This window comes from Acetobacter sp. A11-2 (genome assembly GCF_040208445.1).
Taxonomy (GTDB): domain Bacteria; phylum Pseudomonadota; class Alphaproteobacteria; order Acetobacterales; family Acetobacteraceae; genus Acetobacter; species Acetobacter oryzoeni.
This window is the reverse complement of the sequence record NZ_CP157843.1, coordinates 2,156,217-2,182,500: the sequence shown is the minus strand read 5'-3', so window position 1 is coordinate 2,182,500 and position 26,284 is coordinate 2,156,217. Positions and strand designations below refer to the sequence as shown.

Genomic DNA, 26,284 nt, shown 5'->3' with positions numbered 1-26,284 from the left:
AGTGGGTGCTAAGGTCCATTGTCGAGAGGGAAACAGCCCAGACCACCAGCTAAGGCCCCCAAATCGTGGCTAAGTGGGAAAGGATGTGGGGATTCCATAACAACCAGGAGGTTGGCTTAGAAGCAGCCATCCTTTAAAGAAAGCGTAATAGCTCACTGGTCTAATAGAAACCCTGCGCCGAAAATGTAACGGGGCTCAAGCCACGTGCCGAAGCTGTGGGTGCATATCTATGATATGCGCGGTAGCGGAGCGTTCCGTAAGTCTGTGAAGGAGACGGGGTGACCCTCTCTGGAGATATCGGAAGTGCGAATGCTGACATGAGTAGCGACAAACAGTGCGAGAAACACTGTCGCCGAAAGTCCAAGGGTTCCTGCGCAAGGTTAATCCACGCAGGGTTAGTCGGCCCCTAAGGCGAGGGCGAGAGCCGTAGTCGATGGGAAACAGGTGAATATTCCTGTACCTGCCAGAAGTGACGAATGCGATATGTTGTCAGGTCTTAACGGATTGACCTGGCTTTTGGAGCATTCCAGGAAATAGCTCTGGCGTATAGACCGTACCCGAAACCGACACAGGTGGACTGGTAGAGAATACCAAGGCGCTTGAGAGAACGATGCTGAAGGAACTAGGCAAATTGCTCGTGTAACTTCGGGATAAGCGAGACCCGTTGGTGGGCAACCATTGGCGGGTGGCACAGACCAGGGGGTAGCGACTGTTTATTAAAAACACAGGACTCTGCGAAGTCGAAAGACGACGTATAGGGTCTGACGCCTGCCCGGTGCCGGAAGGTTAAGAGGAGGTGTGAGAGCGCTGAATTGAAGCCCCGGTAAACGGCGGCCGTAACTATAACGGTCCTAAGGTAGCGAAATTCCTTGTCGGGTAAGTTCCGACCTGCACGAATGGCGTAACGACTTCCCCGCTGTCTCCAGCATCGGCTCAGCGAAATTGAATTCCCCGTGAAGATGCGGGGTATCCGCGGTCAGACGGAAAGACCCTATGAACCTTTACTGCAGCTTTACAGTGGCATCAGAGACATTCTGTGTAGGATAGGTGGGAGGCTTTGAAGCAGGGGCGCCAGTTCCTGTGGAGCCATCCTTGAAATACCACCCTGAATTTTTCTGATGTCTAACCGTGGTCAGTTAGCCTGATCCGGGACCCTGTATGGTGGGCAGTTTGACTGGGGCGGTCGCCTCCCAAAGTGTAACGGAGGCGCGCGATGGTGGGCTCAGGCCGGTCGGAAACCGGCTGTTGAGTGCAATGGCATAAGCCCGCCTGACTGCGAGAGTGACAGCTCGAGCAGAGACGAAAGTCGGCCATAGTGATCCGGTGGTCCCGCGTGGAAGGGCCATCGCTCAACGGATAAAAGGTACTCTAGGGATAACAGGCTGATCTCCCCCAAGAGTCCACATCGACGGGGAGGTTTGGCACCTCGATGTCGGCTCATCACATCCTGGGGCTGGAGCAGGTCCCAAGGGTTCGGCTGTTCGCCGATTAAAGTGGTACGTGAGCTGGGTTTAGAACGTCGTGAGACAGTTCGGTCCCTATCTGCCGTGGATGTTGGAGACTTGAGAGGATTTGTCCCTAGTACGAGAGGACCGGGATGAACATACCTCTGGTGCACCGGTTGTCGCGCCAGCGGCACCGCCGGGTAGCTAAGTATGGAAGGGATAACCGCTGAAAGCATCTAAGCGGGAAACCCACCTCAAAACTAGGTCTCCCTGAGGGTCGTGGTAGACCACCACGTTAATAGGCCAGGTGTGAAAGCGTGGTAACACGTGCAGCTAACTGGTCCTAATCACCCAATAGGCTCACTCTCTTACTGTCCCCTTAAAAGGACGGCCCGTGCACAGAAATCATCCATATAACGCCTACTTCTTCATAACCAACCGTCCTCCACACACCCCTTACAGGGTGGACTGGATGACCTGGTGGCCATGGCGGGGAGAGATCCACCCGATCCCATCCCGAACTCGGCCGTGAAAACCCCCAGCGCCTATGATACTGTGGCTTAAGCCACGGGAAAGTCGGTCGCCGCCAGGTCTTCCAATCCACCCTATACAAATCTTACCCCTACAAATTTCAACACATCTTCAACCGCGGGGTGGAGCAGCCCGGTAGCTCGTCAGGCTCATAACCTGAAGGCCGCAGGTTCAAATCCTGCCCCCGCAACCATACCTAAAGCCCCGCTCAACCAATCGGTTGGCGGGGCTTTTTTGTGTCTCAAAAAAGCCCTAGCTAATTTGGTGTCCGCGGCGGGATTCGAACCCACGGCCCCAGGATTCATACCACTTCAGCTTTCACTGCCGTCGCATCTTATTGTGCAACGTTCGTGGTCTGGACTGTCCCTTTACCATAAACCTAATCATCTCAGGTCTTTAGGCACTGCCCGTCCAGTCTCTACACCTTCCTTGATCTATAAAGGCCAAGGCTTGGCTCGGGATTGGCACAATCTAGTTGCCCAGATTAAGCGTTCCCCGACTTTGAGCAGATTCACTATAATGTTTCCAATTATAGTGCCCAATTCAATAGGAATCCTGTGCTCTATCCTGCTGAGCTACGCGGACACACGCTTTTCGTATACTGAAAGAGGTAGTCAGGAACAAGAGATAAAACGAACAAGCCTATCGTCTCGCCTGCATGGCTGCCCGTGCTGTTAAAGTGGAAACATACCGTCGGCACAGCAAGGCATCGGGGCTTCCTGTTTGTTTGCAAGCGTATTCCAGTGCCTGCGTTTCTTCCACGGCTTTAGTAAGGGCCGGGAGAGACCACAACTCTAATGCCCTGTTAAAACTTGCTGTACGTTTAAAAAAAATTGGGGGACGAAGTAATTTAATAGCATCACTCCGACTAACCCCCGCAGCCATAGCAGCTCTTACACGGCGAAGCCTGTGCAGATGCCCTAGAAAAGACCTTGCGATGGCAATGGGGCTTGTATCTTCAGCCAATGCTCTTTCTAGGGCCGTATCTGCAGCAACACGGTTGCCCTCTGTTGCTGCAAAGGCGGCATCTTCCAAAGAGACACTACCTGCATCTCCTATGCTTGCACGAACATCATCTAATGTCAGGTTACCAGCATCACCGGCATACAAGCATAATTTTTCTATTTCGCTACGCGCTGCTGCACGGTCTGCGCCAAGCCGACTGGTCAACCAATGCAGAGCATCAGAATCAATACGCACATTATGCTCTGCGAGCATGCGCGTAATAGAGGATTCCAGATTGCGACCTTCTTCAGGGTAACAGCCGATACTGGCGCAGTTAGGATGTTTTTCCAGAAGGTTACGAAGCTTGGAGCGGGATGAAAGGGCCGGAGCTTCCAGAATAACAAGCGTATCACTGTTTTGAGCCAGAAAGGCTTCTAATGGCTTGAGCAGGGAATCGGATGCATCACGCACACGCACCACACGGCGTCCTCCCATAAGGGAAAGGGCCGTGGCTTCTTCCATCAGCTTGTCATGAGTTTCACGGTCAAGAACAGAAACCCGAAATGGATCATCTGCTGACCCGGCTATTTTAATAACAGCATCCTGAGCGCGTTCTTTAATAAGCCCTGTATCTTCACCATGCAGAAGAAGGATGCGCCATGCGCCGGGGTCAGCCAGAACGCGAGATAGGTTGCGGGCGTCTATTTTCATGAAATAAAAGCCGGTTTAATACTGGCTAGGCCCACCACGTCCGGTTGCCATATCTGGAATCGCATCCGCACCTTCCTGTTCCATAGGCACTTCTTTGTCAGATTCTGGCATGGCTGTTGGAATGGGATAAAAAGCTTTTGGCCCTTGGTCACGTGAGACAGCAGGGGCTGCCTGAGTACGGAACCACGTAGAAACCTGCTGAGTAATTTGCTCACCAAGGGTTTGGGCTACGCGTCCCATAGCTGTTTCATTGTTCAATGTCTGAGCAAAATACTGTTCGTACGTATTGGTGTAACCATCCATTGTGGTGGTATCACCCTGTGCCAGCAACTTGGGGTTTTGCTCTACAGTAAGCAATTGCCAGTGGGCATGGCCTGTAATACGTGTGCGCCCAGATGTGTTGTCTGAGTGAATGTCGATCGCTTCAGCATTGAAGGAAGGCATTACCATCAGTGTGTATTTATGTGGGTCTTCTGGCCCATCTGCAGACATTTGTTGTTGCAGGGCCAAACGCAACTGTTGGCCAGTGCGTTCTGGTATATTGGCAACGTAGATTTCTTTAAGCTCAGAATTAACATCTACGTTGTTCTTCCCGTTTTCTCCATACAAAGGCTGAAAGCCGCAACCGCTCAGCACAACTGGCAAAGCAACCAATGGCGCCATTGCCAGAGCAAGACGTGCGGAGCGAAGGAGAAAACGGGAATGAGCCATTAGCCTGCCGTTACAAAGTTAACAATACGGTTAGGAACATGCACGCGTTTTACAATGCGCTTACCTTCCAGAAGCCGCGCCACGTTAGGCTCTGCTTCTGCGCGGGCTACAACATCTGCGGCATCTTCATCTGGTTGCGCTTCAATAGTACCGCGCAGTTTGCCCATAATTTGCACAGCAATTGTAATATGCGTTGCTGTAAGCAGTTCCGGGTTGGCTTCTGGCCATGTTTGCTGAGCTGCCAAGCCGGCAGAAGGCAGAACCAGTGCAAACATTTCTTCAGCCAGATGCGGCATCATCGGTGCACAAAGAAGGCACAGTGTTTGTGCAGCTTCACGGCGAGCAAAGGCCATGCCAGGAACAGTTGCGGATTTTTCAGCTTCTGCCAGAGCAGATGTCAGTTCGTGGATACGGGCAACAGCCACGTTAATGGCAAAACCTTCCAGAGCTTCCGTTACAGCAGCAATGGTGCGGTGCGTGGTGCGGCGTAGCGTATCGGCCTGACGGTCAATGTCTGCGGGGCATTCTGTTGTGGCGGGAATATCCTGCGCAACTGCGCGAATAGTGCGGAACAGGCGCTGGCTAAAGCGGGCAGCACCAGCCACACCAGCTTCTGTCCATTCCATGTCGCGTTCAGGCGGGCTATCAGAAAGCACAAACCAACGGGCAGTATCGGCACCAAAGCGCTCAATAATGGCCACAGGCGCCACCGTATTCCGCTTGGATTTGGACATTTTTTCCACACGGCCAACGGTTACGGGCTCGGTGGTGCCACGTTTCACACAGCCATTTGCTGTGCGCTCCACTTCTTCTGGATACAGCCAGTTACCTGAAGAATCCTTATAGCTTTCATGGCTTACCATGCCTTGGGTGAACAGCCCGGCAAAGGGTTCGTCCACATCCAGATGCCCAGTGCGGTGCATGGCGCGGGTGAAGAAGCGAGCATACAGCAGATGCAGAATAGCGTGTTCAATACCGCCGATATACTGATCGACAGGTAGCCAGCCATCAGCAGCTTCTCTCACCGTGGGGGTAGGTGCATGCGGTGCTGTAAAGCGGGCGAAATACCAGGAGCTATCTACAAATGTGTCAAACGTGTCTGTTTCACGCGTGGCGGGTTTGCCGCATTTCGGGCAAGTCGTGTGCTTCCATGTGGGGTGATGGTCCAGCGGGTTGCCGGGTTTGTCAAAGGATACATCATCCGGCAGCTCAACAGGAAGTTGCTCATCCGGCACAGCAACCGGGCCGCAATCTGCACAGTGAATGATAGGGATAGGGCAACCCCAATAACGCTGGCGGGAAACACCCCAATCACGCAGGCGCCAATTAACCACACCTTGCCCGATGCCCAGACCTTCTAGGCGGGAAATCGCTTCTTTCCGGGCTTCTTCAGTAGAAAGGCCATCAAGGAAGCCGGAATTGATCATGGTGCCATCGCCGGTATAGGCGGTGGTGGTGATAGCAAAATCAGCCTGATCTTTGCCGGCAGGCAAAACAACAGGTGTGACAGGCAGGTTGTATTTATGCGCGAAGTCCAGATCGCGCTGGTCACCGGCCGGGCAGCCAAACAGCGCGCCTGTGCCATAATCCATCAGCACAAAATTGGCGATCCAAACCGGAAAGCTTTTATCCATAAACGGATGGTTTACCCGCAGGCCCGTATCAAAGCCGCGTTTTTCAGCCGTTTCTACAGCTTCTACAGATGTGCCAAGCCGGCGACATTCCGCCACAAACTCTGCGGCTTGTGGGTTCTGCTGAGCAGCCCATGCAGCCAGTGGGTGATCTGGTGCAATAGCCAGAAAGGACATGCCAAACAACGTATCTGGCCGGGTGGTGAACACCTCTACAGCGTTCAGGTTTTCATCAAGCCCAGCAGGTGGCTGATGTAGGGAAAAGCGCAGCTTTGCCCCTTCAGAACGGCCAATCCAGCGTTCCTGCATGGTGCGCACGCGTTCTGGCCAGCGGTCTAGCGTTTTAAGCCCGTTCAGCAGATCTTCGGCAAAGTCAGTGATTTTCAGGAACCACTGTGAAAGCTGCTTTTTCTCAATAGGGGCGCCAGAACGCCAGCCCTTGCCATCAACCACCTGTTCATTTGCCAGAACGGTCTGATCAATCGGGTCCCAGTTGACCCAGCTTTCACGCCGTTCAACCAAGCCACCTTTTAGAAAATCCAAAAAGAGCTTCTGCTGCTTGCCGTAGTAGTCTGGCAGGCAGGTTGCAATTTCTCTATCCCAGTTCAGAGAAAAGCCCAGCCGCTGCAATGTGCCGCGCATGGTGGCAATGTTGTTCAGCGTCCATTCCTTGGGGTGCACGCCACGTTCACGCGCTGCGTTTTCTGCTGGCAGGCCAAACGCATCCCACCCCATGGGGTGCAGCACAGAAAAACCACGTGCGCGCTTATAGCGGGCAATGACATCCCCCAGTGCGTAGTTGCGCACATGTCCCATGTGCAACTGCCCAGACGGATAGGGGAACATTTCCAACACATAGTATTTGGGCTTGTTCGCTGGGGGAACGTCAGGAACAGTGAAAATACCGGCATCTGCCCAGGCTTTCTGCCATTTGGGTTCAACCGTATTGAAATCATAGGACATGGGCGTGCTGGAAGACTGGGACATGAATATTCTGTGTCTGAGACCTGAATGAAAGGGAATGTGAAAAAGGCGCCGGGATAAAATCAGCTATCCCGGTTGCCATTATCGGCCCGCAGCTTACGTGCGCGGGAGAGAATACGTGCTGCAATATCAGATGCGGTATTGGGGGCAGGTGGGGTATCTACCCATTCTTCCCCTTGCTTGATCTGACGGAACACGCTCAGGCGCAGGGCATCGGACCGCAAGCGTTTGTCCAGAATAAAGGCGGTCACCTTAAAGCGTTCATCATGTGCAGCAGGTGGAGTGTACCAGTCTGTCAGGATAATACCGCCTTCTGCATCTGCGGTAGAAACCGGCAGGAAGGAAAGGGTATCAAGGGTTGCGCGCCACAGATAGGCGTTTACGCCCCCTTTGAGATCTGCATCACCACCAGATGCTCCGCGGTCTTCGGCCAGCAGATGGTTGCGTGGTGCTGTCAGACCATTGTCTGATCTATCACCTGAAGAGCACGCAGCTAACAGGCCAAGGCCTGCACATGCGGTGAGCATGGTGCTGGCGCGGCGGAACCCGGCTGGCGCATGGCTGGCGGCGGGACGGCAGGGCATGAGACGACGAAGCATGGTGTCGGTACGGCTCCTTCAGCGCTGGGTATCCGTGTTTCCCGGTCGCCTTTGCAAATGTTCAGGTCTGGCTTCGGGGTCAAGAGAGTATTCTGCTTATCTCATATCCTTTCAGTTCTGTCCCGCCAAGCATTTGCTGGGGAGAGATGTTCAGCCGCGTGTTGAAAACGGGGGTAAGGCAGGAGAAATCATGCCTCGAATACGTATGCGCGGTTGATGCCGAAGGGATGCAATATAACTCAGCGCGTTACAGCAACGCAGTTCAAACCCTGCTGCTTCAAGGACATGCAGATGGTATCTGTCTGAGCAGAGGGAAGGCCTGCCAAGCGTGAGCGCCACACAGATTGCCCGCTATTTTTAAGGGCAATCCGGTCTATGCGATCTTCTGCGCCAGCGAGAGCAGGCGTGGCTTGATGCGCGATCTGGATGGCATGTTGCGCTCTTTCCTGCGAGGAAAAGGCGCCAATCTGAATAATGGCTCCACCAGAGGGCGTATTTTGCTGCCATACCATTGCAGGCCCAGAAACGGGTGCGGTGTTGGTGGCCGGATAAGCTGGCGGTGCGTCTGTTACTGGTTGGGTATCAGCGGAAGATGATACCGCAATAGCATTGCCATCAGTAGCAGAGGGTGCTGGGGGCTGTATGTCATCTGTAATAGGCGGCGCAATGCCTGGTGAGGCAATGCTGGCAACCTGTTGAGCGGGTGCCACCGCCACAGCGGGTGCGGTTGTTGGGGTTTGCGTGTCTGCAATGGCAATTGCGCTTGCGGGCGTAATGCCACTAGGCACCGGATCATTCAGATGCGGAGAAACGGACGCCAGATAAGCTTTGGCATAAGAAGGCAGGGCTGTATGGCGAGAACGGTGGTTTTCCATACATTGGGGGCCGCAGCTATAGGCCGCCAGAAAATCGGGAGAACCAAACCTGTCATACAACTGGCGAATGTAACCACTGCCCGCCATAATGTTGTCGTGCGGATTATAGGGGTCCGAGCCAAGCTGGTAGCGTTTGGCGAGCTCCCGGTAGGTATCTGGCTTAATCTGCATCAACCCCACGGCACCGTGCACAGAACGTGTGAGATGGCCATGCATGTATTGGTGGCCCCCAGATTCCTGTTGCATGACAGCCCTGATCCATGCCTGTGGAATGGAAAAGCGGGTGGAGGCTTCCTGAATATAAGGCCCCCATTTATCTACGGCGGGGCCGGGTGGATTGTAGCTGGAACGAGGTTGGTTCGCGCAGCCTGCCAACATGGCAAGGCTGGCAAAAGCCATTAAAAACCGCTTTTTCTGACGCAAGAAAACAGCCAAAGAACAACCCATACGCAAAGACATGCTGCTTATGGTGCGCTGTGCGCCTGTGTGATGCAATCCTGATTTTACGCGAATAATGAAGAACTGGTATTTTACGGCGTTTTATGTGTTTTGGCCGCGACTTGGCGCATCAGATCCGGGTTGGTCCGGCGGATCTGCCCTGCCCGTAAAACACTGGCAGTGGAATAGGCAGGAGAAGCCACCCATTCTTGCAGAAACTGCAAGTCGGACAGGCTATCCCGTGTTTTATGCGCAGCGGAAATATTTGTGTTCTGGTGTGTCATGTTCAGTGTCGTATTAGGTTTACGCAACATGGCGCAGATCCCGTGATTATCCTGTATTTATTGTTTGATTGTCAGGCAAAGGCCCAAAAGAGGTTTGGGTTCACCCAGCTTTTGAAAAACTGGGGTTTGTAAGGCAATAAGATTATGTCAATTTCAAGAACAGAAGCTCAAAATAACTTTTTTATTATCATGTTATTCAGCTGATTTCTTTTTGGGTCACGAACGCTTTTTATTCTGACTTTTCAAAATATCCGTGCCCAAAGTTTCCAAGGCCTGCCGTAAAGGGCCTTCTTCCATTTCAGGAAGTGTGCAGATTACGCCGGTTTTCTGGGGTTTTTTGCGTTGTGGGCGGGGGCGCATACCTGCGGCTGGGTCCTGCACAAAGCGCAGGCGGCTCACCAAAGGCTCTCCACACCATGTGTTGATACGTGCAATGAGCGTATCCCCCAGATGCTGAAGTTCCATGGCAACAGGGCCTGCGCATGCAATGGTTAATGTGCCGGCAGAAAGACGGCGTGGGCTTGTAACAGCCGCATGTGCCGGGCCCACCACATCTGGCCATTGGCTCATCAACAAAGCACCTGTAGGAGAACGCCGCCGAAAAGCCGGTGCTGTAACGGCTGGCAGCAGTGCGGCAAGGCTGCGCAGGTTTCTGGCCCGTGGCGGAGGGGCTGCTTCCGTCTTTTGAGGGCTGAGGCGCGTGCTGCGGCTTTTAGGTGTTGTTACAGCCTTGCCGCCGTTGGCTTCCTTCTTCATAACTGCCTCCGTGACACATCCATCAGCCCATGCATTGCTTCATTGGTATGACCGACACCGCCGCACTCTGCCGTGGCGTGTTGTTGGCCAATCTCATCCAGACCCGTATCGGGTATGGCTGAGTGAGATCATGCTACAGCAGACCACTGTTAAAGCGGTTGCCCCATATTATCTACGCTTTACGGAAAAGTTTCCGACTGTGCAGGCGCTGGCAAGTGCTGATCGGGATGACGTTTTGGCAGCATGGGCAGGGCTGGGTTATTATTCCCGCGCTCGTAATTTGCACGCCTGTGCGCAGGCCGTGGTGGCGCTTGGTGGGTTTCCGCAAGATGTTGAGGGGTTGCGCGCCCTGCCGGGTATAGGCCCATATACGGCGGCTGCGGTGGCGGCCATTGCTTTTGGGGTGCCAGTGGTGCCTGTAGATGGCAATGTGGAGCGTGTAACGGCGCGCTTGTTTGCTATTACGGAACCATTGCCCCCAGCCCGTAAAAAATTGGCGCAACTGGCCAGAACATTAAATGCAGACGCAGAAGCGCAGGAACGACCATCAGACTTTGCCCAGGCTTTGTTTGATTTGGGTTCTTCCCTGTGTTCCCCACGCGCTCCAGCATGCGGCTTGTGCCCATGGCAGGGGGAATGCGCAGCCTACAAACAAGGTATTGCAGCCGAATTGCCGCGTAAGCTGCCTAAGGCAGAGCGGCCCGTACGCTATGGTGCAGTTTTTCTTGCGCAAGATGCTGCAAGGCAGGTTCTGCTACGCAAACGGGCGGAGAAAGGACTTTTGGCAGCCATGACGGAACTGCCCGGCACCGAATGGCGATTAGAAAACTGGAGCGAGGCAGATATTTTGCAAGCGGCTCCATTTGCAGCAGACTGGAAGTTGGCTGGGCGTATTAAGCATGTGTTTACACATTTTACCTTATATCTGGATGTGTATGTGGCCCAGATAAAGCATTTTTCCAATCAGGCTGTGAGTGATGGTTTTTTGGTGCCTGTGGAATGTGTGAAAGATACAGCGTTACCTTCTGTGATGCAGAAATGCTTTGAAAAAGGTTTAAGCTGTTTGAAAGAAAAGAAGTCATAAACATGGTTTTTCATCATATTCCAACTCAGCCACAACATGCACAGGCTGCTCCGCGCGTTGGTATCCTGCTGGTTAATCTGGGCACACCGGATGATACAGGTTACCGGGCTGTTCGCCGTTATCTTTCCGAATTTCTGTCTGACCGCCGGGTAATAGAAGGGCCCCCAGCACTTTGGCAGCCCATCTTGCAAGGGGTTGTGCTAACAACCCGCCCGCGTAGGAGCGGGAAAGCCTACGCGCGTATCTGGAATACTCATAAAGATGAAAGCCCCTTACGCACCTATACGCGCCATCAGGCTGAAGCACTGAGTGAACGGTTTGCGGCACAAAATGTGCCTGTTGCGTGGGGTATGCGTTATGGCACGCCCACTATTGCGCAAGCGCTGCACGAATTGCTTGAAAAAGGGTGTGATCGTGTTTTGTGCATGCCGCTTTATCCGCAATACAGTGCTACAACAACAGCCACTGCAAATGATCAGTTGTTTCGTGCGCTGATGCGTTTGCGTAATCAGCCTGCCATACGCACGCTTCCATCATTTCCGGATAACCCAGCTTTTATTAAGGCTATTGCAGATTCTATCCGTCTGGCTGAGGCAGAAGCCGATATTCCTTTCCAGATGGTTGTCGCCTCCTTTCACGGTTTGCCAGAAGAATATGTGCGCAAGGGTGATTCCTATCGAGCGGAATGTGAAAGAACTGTTGTGGCTTTACGCAAGGAGTTGGGGCGGGATGAAACAACTCTGCCCATGACATTCCAATCCCGGTTTGGGCCCACCAAATGGTTGGAGCCTTACACGGCACCATTTATTGCTGGTTTGCCGGAAAAAGGCATTACCAGCATTGCCGTTGTAACGCCCTGCTTTATGGCGGATTGTCTGGAAACACTGGATGAAATCGGCAACGAAGTGCGCGAAGAATTCATACAAGCTGGTGGGCAGGAATTTACGCTGGTGCCATGCCTGAATGATACGCCTGCCAGTATTGATTTGCTGGAGGCTTTAGCGCATCAGGAACTTGCAGGCTGGCTATAAGGGTTTTGCCATATAGCTAACTAGGGCCTGTGTGGGATTCTACTCGGCCAGGGTTTTGGGTGCCTTTACACGTGGCGCGGGTGTTTTGTCTGGAAATAGGCAGGGATTTTTAGCATTGCAGCGCCAGCACTCAGGTTTTCTGGCTTTGCAAACATATCTTCCCTGAAGAATCATCCAATGGTGGGAAGGCTGGATCATTTCCAGAGGAATGCGGGCTTCCAAAGCTTTTTCAACAGCCTCTACTGTTTTGCCTCGTCCCAGTCCAGATCTGTTGGCCAAACGGAAAACATGCGTATCTACCGGCACGGTAGGTTTGTGGAACGCAACATTCAGCACGACGTTTGCTGTTTTGCGTCCTACACCAGCCAATTTTTCCAATTCCTCTCGCGTGCCGGGCACTTCACCATGATGGTCTTCTACAAGTTGGCGGGAAAGTTCGACAACATTCTTCGCCTTATTGCGCCATAGCCCAATGGTGCGAATAAGTTTGCCCACTTCTTCTTCCCCCAGTTCCACCATGGCGGCAGGGGTGGGGGCGGCGTCAAACAAGGCGGGAGTTACGCGGTTGACGGAGGCATCTGTTGCTTGAGCTGAAAGTACAACGGCCACCAATAGCGTAAAGGGTGTGGTGTAAAGCAGTTCCGTTTTGGCATCTGGCCATGCTTGGGAAAGGTCTGTCAGAAAACTGTATATTTCCTGAGGTGTCATATCCCGTGGTGCAATAGCAGCAGGTTTATTCCCCGGTGTTGCTGGGGCCGGTTTTTTGGCTGGCGTACGTTTTTTTGCACGCGGCTTATCCGTCGGTTTGTCTGAGGTCACGGGGGCTGCTGTGGTGGGTTTTTTGGCCATGGGGCAGTGTAACGCGTCTGGCCGTCTGGCGTCCATGCTGATGCGTATTCCAGATTTGCAGGGCTTTATGTCTCGGGATACACAGCGCATCGGTTCTGTTTTTTCAGGTTTTTATCATGTCACAAACTTCAGAAAGTCATGTCGAATCCGGGCGTAAGGCATCGCTTTTTGTAGATGTGCTGAAGTTTGTGGTGCGGCGCTGGCTGGCGTTTCCCCTGCCTTTAACCATAACAGCCGGGAGCATTCTGGCCGCAACGGTAGCTGATGTGCTGATGCCTTTGGCCGCTGGGCGTTTGGTAACAGATGTTTCCGCCCCGGCAGTGCAGGCAGGCAAAGTGCATGATGCACTCTGGATGCTTGGCGCCATGGCGGCATGCGGGTTTGGGAATGTGCTGTTAAAGCGGTACGCTTATTTAGGCATTACGCACCTGACCACTCAGGTCATGCAGAAAATAGGTTCTGAAGCTTTTGCGCATGTACAAAAGCTTTCTGCAGAATGGCATGCCAATACGTTTGCAGGTTCCACGGTGCGGCGGTTAACGCGCGGTATGTGGGCTGTGGATATGCTGGATGATACACTGCTTTTAATGCTGATCCCCGAAGCGTGCCTGCTCGTGCTGACAACCTTGGTGCTGGGGTGGCATTGGCCGTTTATGGGGGCCATTCTGGGCGTGCTTTCTATTTTGTTTATTGTGCTTTCCTGCACGTTAACGCTGCGTTACGTGGCGCCATCTGCTCGTGCTGCCAATGCGTGGGATAGCCGTATGGGGGCAGCTTTGGCAGACGCCATAACCTGCAATACGGTTGTAAAAGCTTTTGGCGCAGAAAAGCGCGAAGAAAGCCGCCTACAGGCACTTATTTCTAAATGGCGAAAGGCCACCGTTCATACATGGACCAAAGGCACAAACAGCGCCAACATTCAGGCAACCGTTGTAATGTGCATGCGCTTTGTGCTGGCCGGTGCTGCTGTTTGGTTGTGGTGGAAGGGGCGTGCAGGCCCGGGTGATGTCGCCTATGTGCTGACCATGACCTTTTTGGTGCAGGGATACCTGCGCGATATTGGGCAGCAGGTTTCTGTCGTGCAGAGATCTGTGAATGAAATGGAAGAATTATTGGCGTTGTGGCGCACGCCTGCGGCGGTAGCAGACCTTGCCAACCCAGTGCCCTTGCAAGTGAGTGCGGGGGAAATCCGTTTTGAACATGTCTTGTTCAAATATCCGGGGCAGGAGCGGGCTCTTTTTACAGATCTTTCCGTTACCATTGCCGCAGGTAGCCGGGTAGGGTTGGTGGGGCCTTCTGGTTCAGGAAAATCAAGTTTCATTAAACTGCTACAGCGCTTTTATGTGCCGCAGTCAGGCAGAATTTTGATTGATGGAACAGATATTGCGCGCGTGCGTCAGTCTGATTTGCGGGCAAAAATTGCTTTAGTGCCGCAGGAAGCTGTGCTGTTTCATCGGAGTCTGGCAGAAAATATTGCTTATGGCAGGCCAGATGCCACGCCAGAGCAAATTGCGCAGGCGGCTCAATTAGCCAACGCCGCTGGTTTTATTGATAGGCTTCCCGAAGGATACCAAACGCTAGTGGGTGAGCGAGGGGTCAAACTTTCGGGCGGGGAGCGTCAGCGTATTGCCATTGCGCGCGCCTTTCTGGCCGATGCCCCCATTCTTGTGTTGGATGAAGCCACTGCCAGCTTGGATTCCGAATCCGAAGCGTTGGTGCAGGAGGCAATGGAACGCCTGATGACAGGCCGCACAGTGTTGGTGGTGGCGCACCGCCTTGCCACAGTTGTGGGGCTGGATCGGATTCTGGTTTTTGAACACGGCCAGATCGTAGAAGATGGCGCACATACAACATTGATTCAGCAACAAAATGGGCTGTACCGTCGGCTGTATGACTTGCAGTCTCTTTAACGCGCCTTGGCGCGGAAGAGACCAAAAAATATGTGCATAAGAAGTTTGGGGAGATTTTCATCTCTGGCGGAGGGGAAGTCCGCCTAACTGACGTGTCTGCGTGTGTCCACATGGTTCAAAAACCCCTAGAAAATTAACAACTTGTACGCTCTTGTGTGTCTGCGTGGGTCTGGACGGGTCTGCGTGACGCTGATTCTAAGGGGGGTAATAAGGTGGGGGAAATCAAGTGAGCAGGCTCGCACCGCATCAATTGACCGCTATGCAGGTATCCAGACTTAAGAGCGGATCTCTCTGTGATGGTGGCGGGTTATGGCTTGTGGTCTCTGGTGGCTCTCGGTTGTGGGAGTTGCGTTTCAAGTCTCCTGCAACACGAACGCGCCGTCAGATGAGCCTTGGAAGCGCCCATGTTTTTACCCTCGCAGAAGCACGGGAAAAAGCTGCTACCTGTCGGCGTATGATTGCCAACGGTCTTGATCCGATTATTGAACGGGAAAAGGAAAAGGCAGCTCGAAAGCTGGAAAGCGGCATTACCTTTAAGGAAGTGGCTGAGCAATTCATTCAGGAGAAAGCGCCTGAGTGGAAAGACCGCAAGGGTGTGGCTACCTGGCAGGGGTCTTTGTCGCTGCATGTCTTTCCTGTGTTTGGAAGTAAAACTGTTCGTAATGTGGATACGCAGGACGTCCTTGCTGCCCTCCGTCCAATTTGGACAAAAAAGACAGAAACAGCAGATCGCGTGCGGGGCCGTATTGAACGCATACTTGATTATGCCCGCGCTCATGGTTGGCGGGAGGGTGAGAACCCCGCTCTCTGGCGCGGGCATTTGTCCGCCACGCTTCCTACCCCATCCAGACTGGTACAGGTGCAGCACCTCAGGGCTGTAAAATGGCAGAATATTGCTGCCGTGATGGCGGCCTTGCGATCATCGGAAGGAATGGGGGCTAAAGCTGTAAGGTTTGCCTGTCTGACAGCGGCCCGGTCTGGTGAAGTTAGAGGGTGCTTGTGGGGAGAGATTGATGAGCGTGCCCGTCTATGGACAATTCCAGCTCACAGGATGAAGGCCAAAAGGGAACACCGCGTACCTTTGTCTGATGATGCCTGTGAGGTTCTGTCTGAGGTGCGCCTTTTGCACAAAGGGTCAGCGGATGAGTATGTATTCCCAGGTCATCGTGCTGGAAAGCCATTGTCCGATGTGGCGCTTAGCAAAGCCCTACACATTGCAGCCAAGTGCAATAGCGAGAATGAGGACGTAACAGTTCATGGTTTGCGTGCCACGTTTAGGAACTGGACTGCCGATACAAATGCTTGTTCGGGTGATGTGGCAGAATTGGCCCTCGCTCATGTTGTAAAGAACAAAGTGGAAGCGGCTTATCGCAGGACCGATTTGCTGGAGCAGCGTCGTTCCCTGATGAACGCGTGGGGTGTTTATTGTCGAGGGTAACCTGAAATCTCAAGCAGGTTACTTTTTTTGTGGGTAACCGTGGTAACTTGGTAACCGATCCCCTGAAACCGCAGAGAACTGACATTTTTTATGTATGGTAACGGTTACCATGCAGGGAAATTCACAGGTAACCATGGTAACCGACACTTGCGCCTGTTGGGTTTGCGCATCAAAAATTTAGTTGGGACAGACTGGAAGCCTTAGTCGGTTAATAAGGCTTCCAAATTGGTGCGAGTTTGCTTCCACAATATCTGGTGCCTTGCATACAATTGCGCACAATAATTTTTATGAGCACGCAATTTATTCATCTGGAAACATACTCCAGAAAAGTCGACAGACAGGGGCGATCGGTTTCGTTTGTTTTGGCTGAAGCCGCCCGTGAGGCATGGGCCTGTTATCATGTAGCCCGGCCGGAGCCGCCGGTTATTTTGCATGGTCTCCATCCTCTAGATGTGCTGGCCAATCATGATGAACTGGTCACCTCGCAGCGCATCAAAACGGCGACAGGCATACGCGCGATACGTCGTGATCAACATACGCTTTGGGCACTGGTATCGTCCTTCAACAGCTCACCCTCCGACTACTCTGAATGGGAGCAGCGCACCTTAAAATGGCTGCAGGAGAAATATGGAGAACGTATAGTTTCGGTGGTTCGCCACACAGATGAAAGTTGCCCACATCTGCACGCCTATGCATTGCCAGCGGCGCCAGAGATGCAGGCAAGAAAACTTCACCCAGGAGCAGTGGCAAAGGATAAAGCCATCCAATGTGGTGCTTCCAATAGGGCAGGGGATGCAGCTTACCGATCAGCGATGAGGGAACTGCAAAATGATTATTGGCTGGCGGTTTGTGCTCCATTAGGTATTCCGCGACTTGGCCCCTCCAGACGCAGAATGAGCCGGGCAGAGTGGCACCGGGAAAAAACCGAGCGAAAATGTAAGGCTGCTGCGGTCGCGAAGATTTCCCATGACATGAAGAAGTTACGAGAGGCCGAGGCCTGTTTGAAAAAATGGCAGCAGGATCTAGAGCAGGCTTATCAGGATTTGCGTAAGGGCCATGCTCAGATGCGGCGTGAGATCAAGCAGCGCTTGCTTGCCGAGCATGAGCAGAAGATGCAGGAGTTGGTACAGCTATATGAAGCGGAGCGAGAGAGATGTCTGGATCTGCAGGAAAAGCTTGAACAGGTAGCGCCTGATGAGACGTATTCATGGCAGGAGTCGCTGTAAGTGCTGGATGGAGTATATATGATTGATCTTGAAAAATGATACTAAAATATAGTATCTAAAAAGATATGAAAGCCAAGCACCGCCGCACATTGGAGTTGATTTTCAAACGTCCTGTTTCGGGCAATGTGCCATGGGCAGACATTGAAGCTTTGTTTGTTTCTCTTGGGGCGGAGGTGTCTGAGAGAGAAGGCTCCCGCATAGGGGTGTTCCTGTTTGATGAGGTGAAAGTGTTTCATAGACCTCATCCCAAGCCGGATACCGACAAGGGTGCTGTAGCCTCTGTGCGAAAATGGCTTGAGCAGAATGGAGTGACGCCATGAACAACGTAATGGAAATTGGCGGCCATCGGGCTGTTATTCAGTTTGATCCTGAAATCGGGATGTTTCGGGGCGAGTTTCTGGGACTGAACGGAGGGGCTGATTTCTACGCAGATAGTGTGGCAGGCCTTCAGCAGGAAGGGGAAGCTTCCCTCCGTGTATTCATGGAGATGTGTGCCGAAAAGGGCATTGATCCCGTGAAGCATTATTCAGGCCGGTTTGTTGTGAGATTGCCGGAAGAGGTCCATGCACGGGCAGTCGAGATTGCTGCAGCGCGTGGTGTCAGTCTTAACCGACTGGTACAGGATGCTCTGGCACAGGTTGAAGGATAAACTGTCCCGCGTATCTTAAACCCGCCAATTCGGCGGGTTCATCATTCGTCTTTCAATGCGGCTGCCAGCAGGCCGGAAACACCTGCCCCTTTTACTTCGATGGCCTGGCCATCTGGACCGCTATGTTCCAGAGCAAGGCGTGGTTTCCCATACGCTCTGTCCAAAATGGAATTGGCAGCAGAGACGCGGGCGGCTTCGCTTTCACCATTTTCAGCGATGAAAGCCAAGGTAGCGATGGCAGTATCGGTATAGGCTTGGGCAATTTCCTTGATTTCGCGTGTAGCCTTGTTGGGAGTGCCTTTCTGCCTGCCGCCTGTTTTGGGTGTACCGATCTTACGTCCTACCATCTCTATTTCTTTCTATTTTAGAAATGCGGCTATTCTTTCAGAGGAGATCAATCCTGTACAGATTGGGCAGTTATTAAGGAAATCCTGACAACTGGAACCGCGCGGAGGGACATGTGTAGAATTGCATACCCTTAGTGCTTTGGAGGGCAGTCAGTAGAAGCATTGCTCAGATGTGAGCAACGAGATCGCCAGAAATGCGTGGTCTTGATTATCTTATGAAATATCGATGCCGATTTCTGATCAAAACAAGCTATGCAAAAGCTTCATTTTTCTCGGCGCAGATATTCCTTAGGAAACCTATCCACGATTTGTGTCTTCCTTTATATAAAAGAGAGAACAAACCGTGCTCGAAAAAGGTATGAAAGTTAGATGCAATGATGTGCGCAACTAGAGAACAATTTGTCTCTCCTCTTCCAATAGGAGCTTCAAAAGTGGCCGTAGAGCAGTTTGCGGCTGACGTTGCGCGTAAATTGCATTTCAACATAGATGACAACATTATGCGTCTTGTTGCTCGGTTAGGTGGAAAAATTGTAACAGGCACAACCGGGCCAGAGGATGAAGAAAGTGGATCGTTGATTGCGGCCTCTTTGAATGAATTTACAATTTTTCTTTCACCACTAACTTCATCGGAACGTGACAGGTTCACCATTGCTCATGAACTTGGGCATTTATTAATGCATTTACCTGTGGTTAAAAAAAGAAATTCTAAAGCTATTATGCGCGCTACAAGATATGTTGATGAACGTTCTCCTCAACAACAGCGGGCTGAGTGGGAAGCTAATTGGTTCGCGGCAGCACTGCTTATGCCTGCTGACATCTTTAAAGCAGAAATGTTGTTCGGCTTTTCTCATTTAAAAGCACGATTCCAAGTTAGTGGGGCAGCTATCAATGCTCGCGCAAAATCCCTGGGGGTTAATTTATAAATTATGAGACTCCCCGAATATCGCGTTCGCCTTTTTCTATCCGTAGATCTTACAGGTTCTACGGCTTACAAACATGAAAAAAAACATTCTCTTCTTTGGATTAAGGCGTTTAAAACTTTTTATGAAACTTTTCCCAACCTTTTAAGCAAACATTACTCGGAAACTGCACAAGAAGATCGTCATTTATCTCGTATAGAACGAGAAAACGGTTTCCCTCGTCTATGGAAGACTGTCGGTGATGAAATTCTGTTTTGCTGTACCCTGACAAGCTTATGTCATCTAGGTGTGTGTATAGATGCATTTATTAAAACTCTAATTGATTATGGGAAGATTGCAAAAACTTATAACTTAGATACAAAAGGCAATGCTTGGGTGGCATCGTTTCCAACCCCAAATTGTAGCATTAAGCCTATAAAATCTTCTAGTGGACAAAATGAAAATAGCCTGCCAACGGAAGATGACGAAATAGAAGTTGATGAAGACCCAAGTAAATTTGATTTTCTGGGGAAAGGTATTGATGCTGGATTTCGTATATCTCGTAATTCAGGAATAAATGCATTAACAATTTCACCTGGTTTAGGAATTCTATTGTGTGAATGCAAAGAGTTGAAATCTATATCTAATTTTGACACTGATATTCGATTAATTAGTGTACAAGAATTCAAAGGAGTCGCAAAAAATAATTTATACCCTGTAATTACAATAGATACCTTTAGAGATGATAGTTACAAGAAAATAATAGATCAGCAACGAGACCTTCTAGGACAAAATCCAGAGCAAGACTTCAAAAAACTGCGGGATTATCTTACAGATTATTTGAAATACTTTAAAATAGAAATTCCAAAAGTGAGAAAACTTTATGATGATACAAACTTTACACTTCCAGACTTTTATGATTCTTATAAAGAAATATGGAATGAAGAATTTAAAGGCATCCAGAAAGAAGATGAGCAAATAGAATCGTCATCTAATATCCAAGAAGAAAATATACAAACATCAACTGGTGCCCAAAAGGCGTTAAAAAAATTAGAGAGTTCTATCCCTGATCTACCTCAATAAAAATCAATTCAGCACGCCTACTGCTCCGTAAGTGATCTGGGCAGTGGTGTAGTTTCTTTCGGCATCTTGATGTTGCTGTGGTCAAAGTGGCTTATAATACCTGACAATGATATGGATGGTTCAAGTCGGAATATCGCTGCCGGATGTCGCAAGGGGTGTGGCATAATTCCGATCAGGCTTGCGTAGTGTCTACTTGCGAAGGGGTGCGCACCCATTTCGCTCCCACGTCACGGTAGTAGGGGAAGGGTCTTCATAATATGAAGTTCTTTGCGTGTGCGCGTACTGGTCAGAAAACTACGCCAAATGTCCGAAACCGGATGCCTGAATGACGGGTATAAACAGGGTACGATTTGGCTGGCTTATCGCGAGCCAGATCATGTTCAAACCACCTGCGTAACCTTGCTACGATTTTGAGTGTTTTTCACTGCTAGAGAACCTGTGCAACTCGCGTGTATTCTTGTGGTCTCTTGCTATGATTTGGTGTAACCGGCCGTTCTAGGCCGCCTTGATTATGCGGCCTGCCTATGCGGTATATTCGCGGGTTTCCAGTTCCATGGCAACAGTTCGTGGAGCCGATTGATCTTGTGCTCGTTGATACGGGCCAGGACGTCGGCGAGGTAATCGTGCGGGTTGATGCCTGAGAGTTTTGCGCTTTCGATAAGCGTCATGGCATCAGCGATGTTGTCGCCCCCGGCGTCTGAACCGGCAAACAGATAGTTTTTCCGCCCGACGCATACCGGTCGTATGGCCCGTTCGGCAGGATTGTTGTCGATGGCAACACGACCATCTTCGAGGAAGATGGTAAAGGCTGCCCACCGGTTGAGCGCATAACGGATTGCTTTTGCCAGTTCCCCCTTGCCTGGGATACGGGCGAGCTGTGTTTCGCACCATGCGTGGAATGCTGTGACACGAGGGCGGCTTTTTTCCTGTCGGACAGCCAGACGATACGGAGCAGGAGACCCGGTGAGCTGCCGCTCGATATCGTAGAGTTCCCCGATCTGCTCGAGTGCTTCCCTTGCGATTGTCGAATCACTGCCCTTCCAGACATCATGGAAGGCCCTGCGGAGATGAGCCCAGCAGGCCGCTTCGCGCACATGCACGGTTCCCGTTGCATCGGGTTTATACAGATCCCTGAACCCCGCGTAGGCGTCAGCCTGCAGAATGCCCCGGAACTGTGCCAGATGGGTCTGGGGATTGATCCCCTTGCGATCGGGAGAGAACCAGTAGGCCACGGCGGGCGGATCACTCCCGCCCCAGGGGCGGGGATCGCGCAGATAGGTCCAGATCCGCCCTTCCTTCACACCACGTGGTTTCCCAGCCTGACGCAGGCGAGGATCAAGAACCTGGATGGGTGTATCATCGGCATGCAGCAGGTCTGCCTTTACGACATCCTGACGGATCAGATCTGTGAGAGGACGCAGAACGGCAACGGCCTGACCACACCAGTCGATCAGGGTTGAACGGGGAATGTCCACACCCTGACGGGAAAAGATCTCATTCTGACGATAAAGCGGAATGTGATCATCGAATTTTGAGACCAGGATATGGGCCAGCAGCCCGGGGCCAGCCATGCCCCGTGGGACAGGGCGCGACGGTGCTTCAGGCTGTACCATTGTTTCGCAATGACGGCAGGATTTCTTCAGCCGTGCCGTTTCGACAACTTTCAGTTTTGCCGCAATAAAGTCCAGTATTTCGGTGACATCTTCGCCAACGAGGCGTAGGGGACCGCCACAGGCGGGACAGGCCTCGCCCGGGTCGAGAACAATACGCTCCCGTGGTGTCGTGTCGGAAACCTTTGGTTTGCCGCGCCGTCTGGGGGAAAAGACCACACCATCGCTGTCATCGTGCTCCCTGATGTCAGGAGAAGGATCGGCTGCCGCGATGGCGATTTTCACATCTTCAAGAAGCAGTTCGAGCTGTTCAATCTCACGGTCTATCTTTTCTGAACTGGCCCCGAATTTCTGTTTCTGAAGACGCGCGATCCGGATTTTGAGAGACTGGACAAGAGCTTCATACGCACGGGCTGAAGCGGAAAGCCGAGCCACTTCAGTCTGCAGGGAAACAATCATTTCCCTCAGGATATCCGGATCATCAGGCAGGACCGCGGGCGCATGCGTCATTATGAAAAAATAGCAGAAAACCCAATAAAAGACAAAAGGTTCTGCATGATCACGTCATAAAAATCAGGCCACGCGAGACGGTGGCGCAGACCAGGAAGGTCGTCTCCACTCCATGCCTTCCCACAGCATGGCCATCTGTGCGGCTGTCAGGCGTGCAACGCCCTCTGCCGGCGAGGGCCATGGAAAACGTCCCTTCTCAAGAACCTTGTAATAAAGACAGAACCCCTGACCGTCCCACATCAGAAGCTTGATCCTGTCCCCACGGCGACCACGAAAGGCAAAGAGCGCCCCTGATGTCGGGTTCTGACGCAGCACGTCCTGTGCCAGTGCAGCCAGACCCGATATCCCCTTGCGCATATCCGTAACCCCGCAGGCCAGATAGACGCGCACACCGTTGCCCACGCCAATCATGCTGTCTCGGCAATCCGGATGATCTTCGCCAGAAACTCTTCTGCAGGATGTCCACTCACCCTGATACTGCGGCCATTACGCAGCATAATGGCCAGCCCTTCATTATCATCGCCAGAGACCAGAGCAGGTGTCTTCACTGCAGCGACAGGAACAAACGCCACAGACTGATCCGGGGAAGACAGTCTTTGGCGGAAAGACGTCCGCCATTGGTAAAGATGTTGACGGGTCAGGTCATGCCGACGGGCCACATCCGATACACTTGCCCCGTCCACACCAACTTCAGCCAGTATCGCAAGCTTGCGTTCATCCGACCAGCGGCGACGGCGTTCAACGCCAATCAGGATTTCTTGAGCCATAGCTACCTCCCAAACAACGTCAATAACGACGTCGTTAACGACGGTAACTTACCAGGCACAATCCTCACTCATAAGGCGGTCTCAAGCGGCCGCTTACGATTTGGTGGCGGAGGGGTTTCGCGGAGTGATGCCGCAAAACCTTACTTCGTACGAAATTCGTACGCACAAAAACACCGCAGGAAACAGCCATTTCCTTGTACTGTCTGCCTGTTCCGTACTATCCTTTCGGGTATGGAAACTGCTGCTTCTGAACCTTCTGTTTACCGCATCACCATTCCCGGCCAGCTGAGAGCCAAAGGACGCCCGCGTTTCGGGAACGGTCGCACCTTTACGGATGCTAAGACAGCGCAGGCCGAGAAGCATATTCAACGTCACGCCATAGAACAGATTGGTAAGCCCTGCCTGACCGGCCCGCTGCATGTTTCCCTGATGATCAACATTGCCCCTCCGCCTTCATGGAGCCGGAAGAAAACAGCAGACGCATTGGCAGGCCGTATCCTGCCGACTAGCAGGCCAGACATCGACAACCAGATGAAGACTGCTGCTGATGCTCTGAACGGTATTGCCTGGAAGGATGATGCCCAGATCGTGGATGCCACCTTATCGCGCCGATATGGGCTGGAGAGCATGACCGTGATTGAGGTGCGTCCGTTATGACCGGCAAGGGATCCCGAACTATGCAGAACTGCACAGTTTCAGAAACTACCGGGATGCCGGGAGTAAACCCCCATAATAGGGGAATTAAAGAGGTGGCCAGGAATATCCGGTTACGTAACAAAAGACGCATTCCTCGTAAACCAAGTCCTGCCCAGATTGCACGGTTTGAGGCCCTCCGTGCGCGGATAATGGGGATACCGGAAAGTCGGTAGGGGCTTCGGGGAATATCCCGTCCCCTCAAATGCTAAATTGACCTTACAGAATAACCAATCTCGCCAATGACGATTTTGCTCACCACATTTGGGGAATGAGCTGCCAACACCCGGCTGCTTCCTATTGCTTAGGTTTACGGCAGCGGCAGGTATGGAGGGAAAGCGGAATGTCAGTTATCGGAAAGGGATGACCGAAAGCCGCCATTCGCAGTGTTCACGTTCATGACAGCTACCGACCAAACCCGGTCGTTCGCATCAGTCGCCGGGAACGTCTGCCATTGACAGAAGCTGCCGGGGGGGGGCTCACGAGCGGACCATCGGCATAGCGCCACGACTGTCGTTCGCCGGAACCATTCTCTGTTCGGAAAACTGCCGTTAATTGACCCGCCAAGTCGTGGACTACTATTCGCTATCTGTGGTTCGTGAAGGGAGTGTCCAACAAAAAAAGCCGGAACAGCTTCGTAAGTCGCCCAGGGCCCGGTACGATGACGGTAGGCCATGTCGCCGTTGATCGGCTTTGCGTTCAGGTGCTATAAGGCCGACCGATCAGGCTGGCAGTTGGCGAATGTCGATGCGCTCCAGGATCGAGAGATACGCAATCTCCGAGCCGCCGTGGCAGCGCGACGGCTCGAATCTCCCGATCGACGAATCCAGTTTTCATCGAGTCGCAGGGTAAAAGAGCGGATGACGAAACGATATGGACGAGGAAAACCCTATAAAAAGCGAAGAAGCTGACAAGAGCTCGGGCGAGGAACCGACGGTGGAGTCATCCGAATCACATGTCGCCCCGGCCGCGACCAAGCCCGATGCGGACGCAGCCGCACAGCCGGTCGTGTTGCCCAAGGCCTCGACCACATCAGGCCGCGACATCACGAAAATCCGCGCCTCGGCGCTGCGCGATCCGCTTGATGGCGGGATTGCTCGCCCTCTGCGCGAGAGCATAGCGCGCGACCTTGGCCTAATCCGCGGCCCACTCGACGATCTTATCCCTGGGCGGAACCAGCTGTCGGGCGTCGCGCGTGCGGTCACCGACGCACAAAAGGCGAAGAAGGCGGCCCGCGGGTTAAGCGCGATCCATGATCGTATGACCCGTGCTACTGCCGGTCTGGATGCGCTTGGCGGTATCGAAAAGGTAATGCGCCAACAGCGCGCGAGGCGGCTCGAACTCAGGCTCCGGCGGTTTATCGAGAGGAAGATGATGGCCAAGCTCGGCCCGAAGTGGAGTAAGCAAAGGGTGCCCGGCAAAACCGTGACGGGATGGCGCGCGCGCCGACAGACTGACATCAACAATGGCCGGACCCCGAGCCGACTGTTCGACTATGCAGGCTTTGAGGACTACCGCGCGATCATCGAGCAGAAAGACAATTGGGCGGAGGTGTTCGAGCCTATCTTCAAGGTAAAAACCTCAATCCTTGAAACGCTGCGGCGGCTGAGCCTAATCCGCAATCCCGACGCGCACTATCGCATCGTTACGATTGAAGACTTTCTCGATCTGCATACCGAAGGACGCCGTCTGGATGCGTGGATGGACACGGCAAGCTGACCGCCATGGCACCTGATAGCACAAGCCCTGACGATCCTGGTCCCAACGATTTCGAACTCGAAGAGTTCGAGGTAGAGCATGTCGAAACCACCGCGCGCGCTCAGGAGTGGTGCGCCGGCCTAACAGCATTACCGCAAGGGCTTGAGCCGCGCTGGGACACTGCCCCCGAGCACTTTTACCTGGCACTCGACGGCGAACCCCCCGGCCTTGCGCGCGCTCAAGCGTGGGTGCTGATCCGTGCCGACGCGGGCGAGGTGCTTGGCGCGCTCACATACGCCTCGACCCGCGACAAGGACCCGTGGGACGAAGACTACCGAGATAAATCCTGCGGCACCGCATATCGCTGGAAGGTCGGTCTTGCCGTTACCCCGCCGCTGCTGGAGATCTACGAGACCTGCATCCATATCGCCGGGGGAATGCATCGCTTTCACCTCGCGGTGGCGTGCGGCACCGGGGAGATGCCGTTCTTGGTCGAGCCTGCTGCGCTGAACGCGATCGTCGCGCTGTTGCCGTCGGCGCGGGTGATCTAGCGCGTTGCGGGGCGGATGTTTTCCGGCGT

Annotated in this window: 24 protein-coding genes, 1 tRNA gene and 2 rRNA genes (1 of these 27 running past the window's edge); 15 read left to right on the top strand and 12 right to left on the bottom strand. The window is 52.7% G+C overall.

Annotated features, from left to right (window positions below):
* From ABNV41_RS10620 to ABNV41_RS10610, 3 genes are all read left to right on the top strand, one after another.
* Nucleotides 1–1,813: ribosomal RNA gene (locus ABNV41_RS10620) — 23S ribosomal RNA — on the top strand; it begins 930 nt to the left of the window's first position.
* Between the two features lie 108 nt (nt 1,814–1,921).
* Nucleotides 1,922–2,037 (top strand): 5S ribosomal RNA (gene rrf, locus ABNV41_RS10615).
* Nucleotides 2,038–2,092: 55 nt separating this feature from the next.
* Nucleotides 2,093–2,169: transfer RNA gene (locus ABNV41_RS10610), tRNA-Met, on the top strand.
* Nucleotides 2,170–2,618: 449 nt separating this feature from the next.
* Here ABNV41_RS10610 and holA read toward each other — a convergent pair.
* From holA to ABNV41_RS10575, 7 genes are all read right to left on the bottom strand, one after another.
* A complete protein-coding gene (holA, locus tag ABNV41_RS10605; protein WP_349934673.1) occupies nt 2,619–3,632 on the bottom strand; it encodes a DNA polymerase III subunit delta in 1,014 nt (337 codons plus the stop codon).
* A 15-nt stretch (nt 3,633–3,647) separates the two neighbouring features.
* The gene (locus ABNV41_RS10600; protein ID WP_050818763.1) at nt 3,648–4,343 is read right to left on the bottom strand and encodes an LPS assembly lipoprotein LptE; all 696 of its coding nucleotides are present in this window, start codon (nt 4,341–4,343) and stop codon (nt 3,648–3,650) included.
* Entirely contained in the window at nt 4,343–6,961 is a 2,619-nt protein-coding gene (gene leuS / locus ABNV41_RS10595; protein ID WP_050818762.1) for a leucine--tRNA ligase, read from the bottom strand. The genes ABNV41_RS10600 and leuS overlap by 1 nt, the downstream gene beginning before the upstream one ends.
* A 59-nt stretch (nt 6,962–7,020) precedes the next feature.
* Nucleotides 7,021–7,557: a DUF3576 domain-containing protein gene (locus ABNV41_RS10590; RefSeq protein WP_080986716.1), complete on the bottom strand. Its 537-nt coding sequence runs from the start codon at nt 7,555–7,557 to the stop codon at nt 7,021–7,023.
* 239 nt (nt 7,558–7,796) lie between these two features.
* Entirely contained in the window at nt 7,797–8,891 is a 1,095-nt protein-coding gene (locus ABNV41_RS10585; protein WP_050820285.1) for a lytic transglycosylase domain-containing protein, read from the bottom strand.
* Between the two features lie 71 nt (nt 8,892–8,962).
* A complete protein-coding gene (locus tag ABNV41_RS10580; protein WP_050818760.1) occupies nt 8,963–9,184 on the bottom strand; it encodes a hypothetical protein in 222 nt (73 codons plus the stop codon).
* 186 nt (nt 9,185–9,370) lie between these two features.
* The gene (locus tag ABNV41_RS10575) at nt 9,371–9,910 is read right to left on the bottom strand and encodes a DUF721 domain-containing protein (RefSeq protein ID WP_050818759.1); all 540 of its coding nucleotides are present in this window, start codon (nt 9,908–9,910) and stop codon (nt 9,371–9,373) included.
* Nucleotides 9,911–9,920: 10 nt separating this feature from the next.
* Between ABNV41_RS10575 and mutY the strand changes: the two genes are divergently transcribed.
* Both mutY and hemH read left to right on the top strand, forming a co-directional pair.
* Nucleotides 9,921–10,994, top strand: coding sequence for an A/G-specific adenine glycosylase (mutY, locus tag ABNV41_RS10570; protein ID WP_050818758.1), 1,074 nt, complete (start codon nt 9,921–9,923; stop codon nt 10,992–10,994).
* 2 nt (nt 10,995–10,996) lie between these two features.
* Nucleotides 10,997–12,025, top strand: a complete 1,029-nt coding sequence (gene hemH / locus ABNV41_RS10565; RefSeq protein WP_050818756.1) for a ferrochelatase — start codon at nt 10,997–10,999, stop codon at nt 12,023–12,025.
* Nucleotides 12,026–12,064: 39 nt separating this feature from the next.
* Here hemH and nth read toward each other — a convergent pair whose 3' ends face one another.
* Nucleotides 12,065–12,922, bottom strand: a complete 858-nt coding sequence (gene nth / locus ABNV41_RS10560) for an endonuclease III (RefSeq protein ID WP_050820284.1) — start codon at nt 12,920–12,922, stop codon at nt 12,065–12,067.
* A gap of 68 nt (nt 12,923–12,990) precedes the next feature.
* Here nth and ABNV41_RS10555 point away from each other — a divergent pair, with 68 nt between their 5' ends.
* From ABNV41_RS10555 to ABNV41_RS10535, 5 genes are all read left to right on the top strand, one after another.
* On the top strand, nt 12,991–14,784 hold the full coding sequence (locus ABNV41_RS10555) for an ABC transporter ATP-binding protein (RefSeq protein WP_050818754.1): 1,794 nt from the start codon (nt 12,991–12,993) through the stop codon (nt 14,782–14,784).
* A gap of 226 nt (nt 14,785–15,010) precedes the next feature.
* Nucleotides 15,011–16,222, top strand: a complete 1,212-nt coding sequence (locus ABNV41_RS10550) for a phage integrase central domain-containing protein (RefSeq protein ID WP_349934671.1) — start codon at nt 15,011–15,013, stop codon at nt 16,220–16,222.
* A 287-nt stretch (nt 16,223–16,509) separates the two neighbouring features.
* On the top strand, nt 16,510–17,448 hold the full coding sequence (locus ABNV41_RS10545) for a plasmid recombination protein (RefSeq protein ID WP_349934670.1): 939 nt from the start codon (nt 16,510–16,512) through the stop codon (nt 17,446–17,448).
* A gap of 65 nt (nt 17,449–17,513) precedes the next feature.
* A complete protein-coding gene (locus tag ABNV41_RS10540) occupies nt 17,514–17,768 on the top strand; it encodes a type II toxin-antitoxin system HicA family toxin (protein ID WP_006116155.1) in 255 nt (84 codons plus the stop codon).
* The gene (locus ABNV41_RS10535; RefSeq protein WP_012812714.1) at nt 17,765–18,097 is read left to right on the top strand and encodes a type II toxin-antitoxin system HicB family antitoxin; all 333 of its coding nucleotides are present in this window, start codon (nt 17,765–17,767) and stop codon (nt 18,095–18,097) included. The genes ABNV41_RS10540 and ABNV41_RS10535 overlap by 4 nt, the downstream gene beginning before the upstream one ends.
* Nucleotides 18,098–18,138: 41 nt before the next feature.
* On the opposite strand, the gene ABNV41_RS10530 is transcribed toward ABNV41_RS10535, so the two are convergent.
* Nucleotides 18,139–18,444, bottom strand: a complete 306-nt coding sequence (locus tag ABNV41_RS10530; protein WP_349934669.1) for a hypothetical protein — start codon at nt 18,442–18,444, stop codon at nt 18,139–18,141.
* Nucleotides 18,445–18,818: 374 nt separating this feature from the next.
* Here ABNV41_RS10530 and ABNV41_RS10525 point away from each other — a divergent pair, with 374 nt between their 5' ends.
* A complete protein-coding gene (locus tag ABNV41_RS10525) occupies nt 18,819–19,367 on the top strand; it encodes an ImmA/IrrE family metallo-endopeptidase (RefSeq protein WP_349934668.1) in 549 nt (182 codons plus the stop codon).
* Between the two features lie 3 nt (nt 19,368–19,370).
* On the top strand, nt 19,371–20,426 hold the full coding sequence (locus ABNV41_RS10520; protein WP_349934666.1) for a hypothetical protein: 1,056 nt from the start codon (nt 19,371–19,373) through the stop codon (nt 20,424–20,426).
* 509 nt (nt 20,427–20,935) lie between these two features.
* On the opposite strand, the gene tnpC is transcribed toward ABNV41_RS10520, so the two are convergent.
* The 3 genes from tnpC to tnpA all read right to left on the bottom strand — a co-directional run bounded on the left by tnpC (nt 20,936) and on the right by tnpA (nt 23,313).
* The gene (gene tnpC, locus ABNV41_RS10515; protein ID WP_349934665.1) at nt 20,936–22,546 is read right to left on the bottom strand and encodes an IS66 family transposase; all 1,611 of its coding nucleotides are present in this window, start codon (nt 22,544–22,546) and stop codon (nt 20,936–20,938) included.
* Between the two features lie 63 nt (nt 22,547–22,609).
* Nucleotides 22,610–22,957, bottom strand: coding sequence for an IS66 family insertion sequence element accessory protein TnpB (gene tnpB / locus ABNV41_RS10510; protein ID WP_012812355.1), 348 nt, complete (start codon nt 22,955–22,957; stop codon nt 22,610–22,612).
* Nucleotides 22,954–23,313 (bottom strand): IS66-like element accessory protein TnpA, encoded by a 360-nt coding sequence (tnpA, locus tag ABNV41_RS10505; RefSeq protein ID WP_012812356.1) that lies wholly within the window; start codon nt 23,311–23,313, stop codon nt 22,954–22,956. The genes tnpB and tnpA overlap by 4 nt, the downstream gene beginning before the upstream one ends.
* 231 nt (nt 23,314–23,544) lie before the next feature.
* On the opposite strand from tnpA, the gene ABNV41_RS10500 reads away from it, so the two are divergent.
* The 3 genes from ABNV41_RS10500 to ABNV41_RS10490 all read left to right on the top strand — a co-directional run bounded on the left by ABNV41_RS10500 (nt 23,545) and on the right by ABNV41_RS10490 (nt 26,255).
* Nucleotides 23,545–23,970, top strand: coding sequence for a RusA family crossover junction endodeoxyribonuclease (locus ABNV41_RS10500; protein WP_349934663.1), 426 nt, complete (start codon nt 23,545–23,547; stop codon nt 23,968–23,970).
* Between the two features lie 909 nt (nt 23,971–24,879).
* Nucleotides 24,880–25,725 (top strand): hypothetical protein, encoded by an 846-nt coding sequence (locus ABNV41_RS10495; protein ID WP_349934662.1) that lies wholly within the window; start codon nt 24,880–24,882, stop codon nt 25,723–25,725.
* A 5-nt stretch (nt 25,726–25,730) separates the two neighbouring features.
* Entirely contained in the window at nt 25,731–26,255 is a 525-nt protein-coding gene (locus ABNV41_RS10490; RefSeq protein WP_349934661.1) for a hypothetical protein, read from the top strand.
* The last annotated feature ends 29 nt before the right edge of the window (nt 26,256–26,284 follow it).

Bases quoted from the DNA above. Each gene is read 5' to 3' on its own strand.
- ABNV41_RS10585 (WP_050820285.1), bottom strand. From the start codon at position 8,891: ATGTCTTTGCGTATGGGTTGTTCTTTGGCTGTTTTCTTGCGTCAGAAA.
- ABNV41_RS10600 (WP_050818763.1), bottom strand. From the start codon at position 4,343: ATGGCTCATTCCCGTTTTCTCCTTCGCTCCGCACGTCTTGCTCTGGCA.
- tnpB (WP_012812355.1), bottom strand. From the start codon at position 22,957: ATGATTGGCGTGGGCAACGGTGTGCGCGTCTATCTGGCCTGCGGGGTT.
- ABNV41_RS10535 (WP_012812714.1), top strand. From the start codon at position 17,765: ATGAACAACGTAATGGAAATTGGCGGCCATCGGGCTGTTATTCAGTTT.
- ABNV41_RS10490 (WP_349934661.1), top strand. From the start codon at position 25,731: ATGGCACCTGATAGCACAAGCCCTGACGATCCTGGTCCCAACGATTTC.
- hemH (WP_050818756.1), top strand. From the start codon at position 10,997: ATGGTTTTTCATCATATTCCAACTCAGCCACAACATGCACAGGCTGCT.
- tnpC (WP_349934665.1), bottom strand. From the start codon at position 22,546: ATGACGCATGCGCCCGCGGTCCTGCCTGATGATCCGGATATCCTGAGG.
- ABNV41_RS10520 (WP_349934666.1), top strand. From the start codon at position 19,371: ATGAGACTCCCCGAATATCGCGTTCGCCTTTTTCTATCCGTAGATCTT.
- tnpA (WP_012812356.1), bottom strand. From the start codon at position 23,313: ATGGCTCAAGAAATCCTGATTGGCGTTGAACGCCGTCGCCGCTGGTCG.
- ABNV41_RS10555 (WP_050818754.1), top strand. From the start codon at position 12,991: ATGTCACAAACTTCAGAAAGTCATGTCGAATCCGGGCGTAAGGCATCG.
- ABNV41_RS10575 (WP_050818759.1), bottom strand. From the start codon at position 9,910: ATGAAGAAGGAAGCCAACGGCGGCAAGGCTGTAACAACACCTAAAAGC.
- ABNV41_RS10500 (WP_349934663.1), top strand. From the start codon at position 23,545: ATGGAAACTGCTGCTTCTGAACCTTCTGTTTACCGCATCACCATTCCC.
- ABNV41_RS10495 (WP_349934662.1), top strand. From the start codon at position 24,880: ATGGACGAGGAAAACCCTATAAAAAGCGAAGAAGCTGACAAGAGCTCG.
- ABNV41_RS10580 (WP_050818760.1), bottom strand. From the start codon at position 9,184: ATGTTGCGTAAACCTAATACGACACTGAACATGACACACCAGAACACA.
- leuS (WP_050818762.1), bottom strand. From the start codon at position 6,961: ATGTCCCAGTCTTCCAGCACGCCCATGTCCTATGATTTCAATACGGTT.
- ABNV41_RS10590 (WP_080986716.1), bottom strand. From the start codon at position 7,557: ATGCTTCGTCGTCTCATGCCCTGCCGTCCCGCCGCCAGCCATGCGCCA.
- ABNV41_RS10545 (WP_349934670.1), top strand. From the start codon at position 16,510: ATGAGCACGCAATTTATTCATCTGGAAACATACTCCAGAAAAGTCGAC.
- holA (WP_349934673.1), bottom strand. From the start codon at position 3,632: ATGAAAATAGACGCCCGCAACCTATCTCGCGTTCTGGCTGACCCCGGC.
- ABNV41_RS10530 (WP_349934669.1), bottom strand. From the start codon at position 18,444: ATGGTAGGACGTAAGATCGGTACACCCAAAACAGGCGGCAGGCAGAAA.
- ABNV41_RS10540 (WP_006116155.1), top strand. From the start codon at position 17,514: ATGAAAGCCAAGCACCGCCGCACATTGGAGTTGATTTTCAAACGTCCT.
- ABNV41_RS10525 (WP_349934668.1), top strand. From the start codon at position 18,819: ATGATGTGCGCAACTAGAGAACAATTTGTCTCTCCTCTTCCAATAGGA.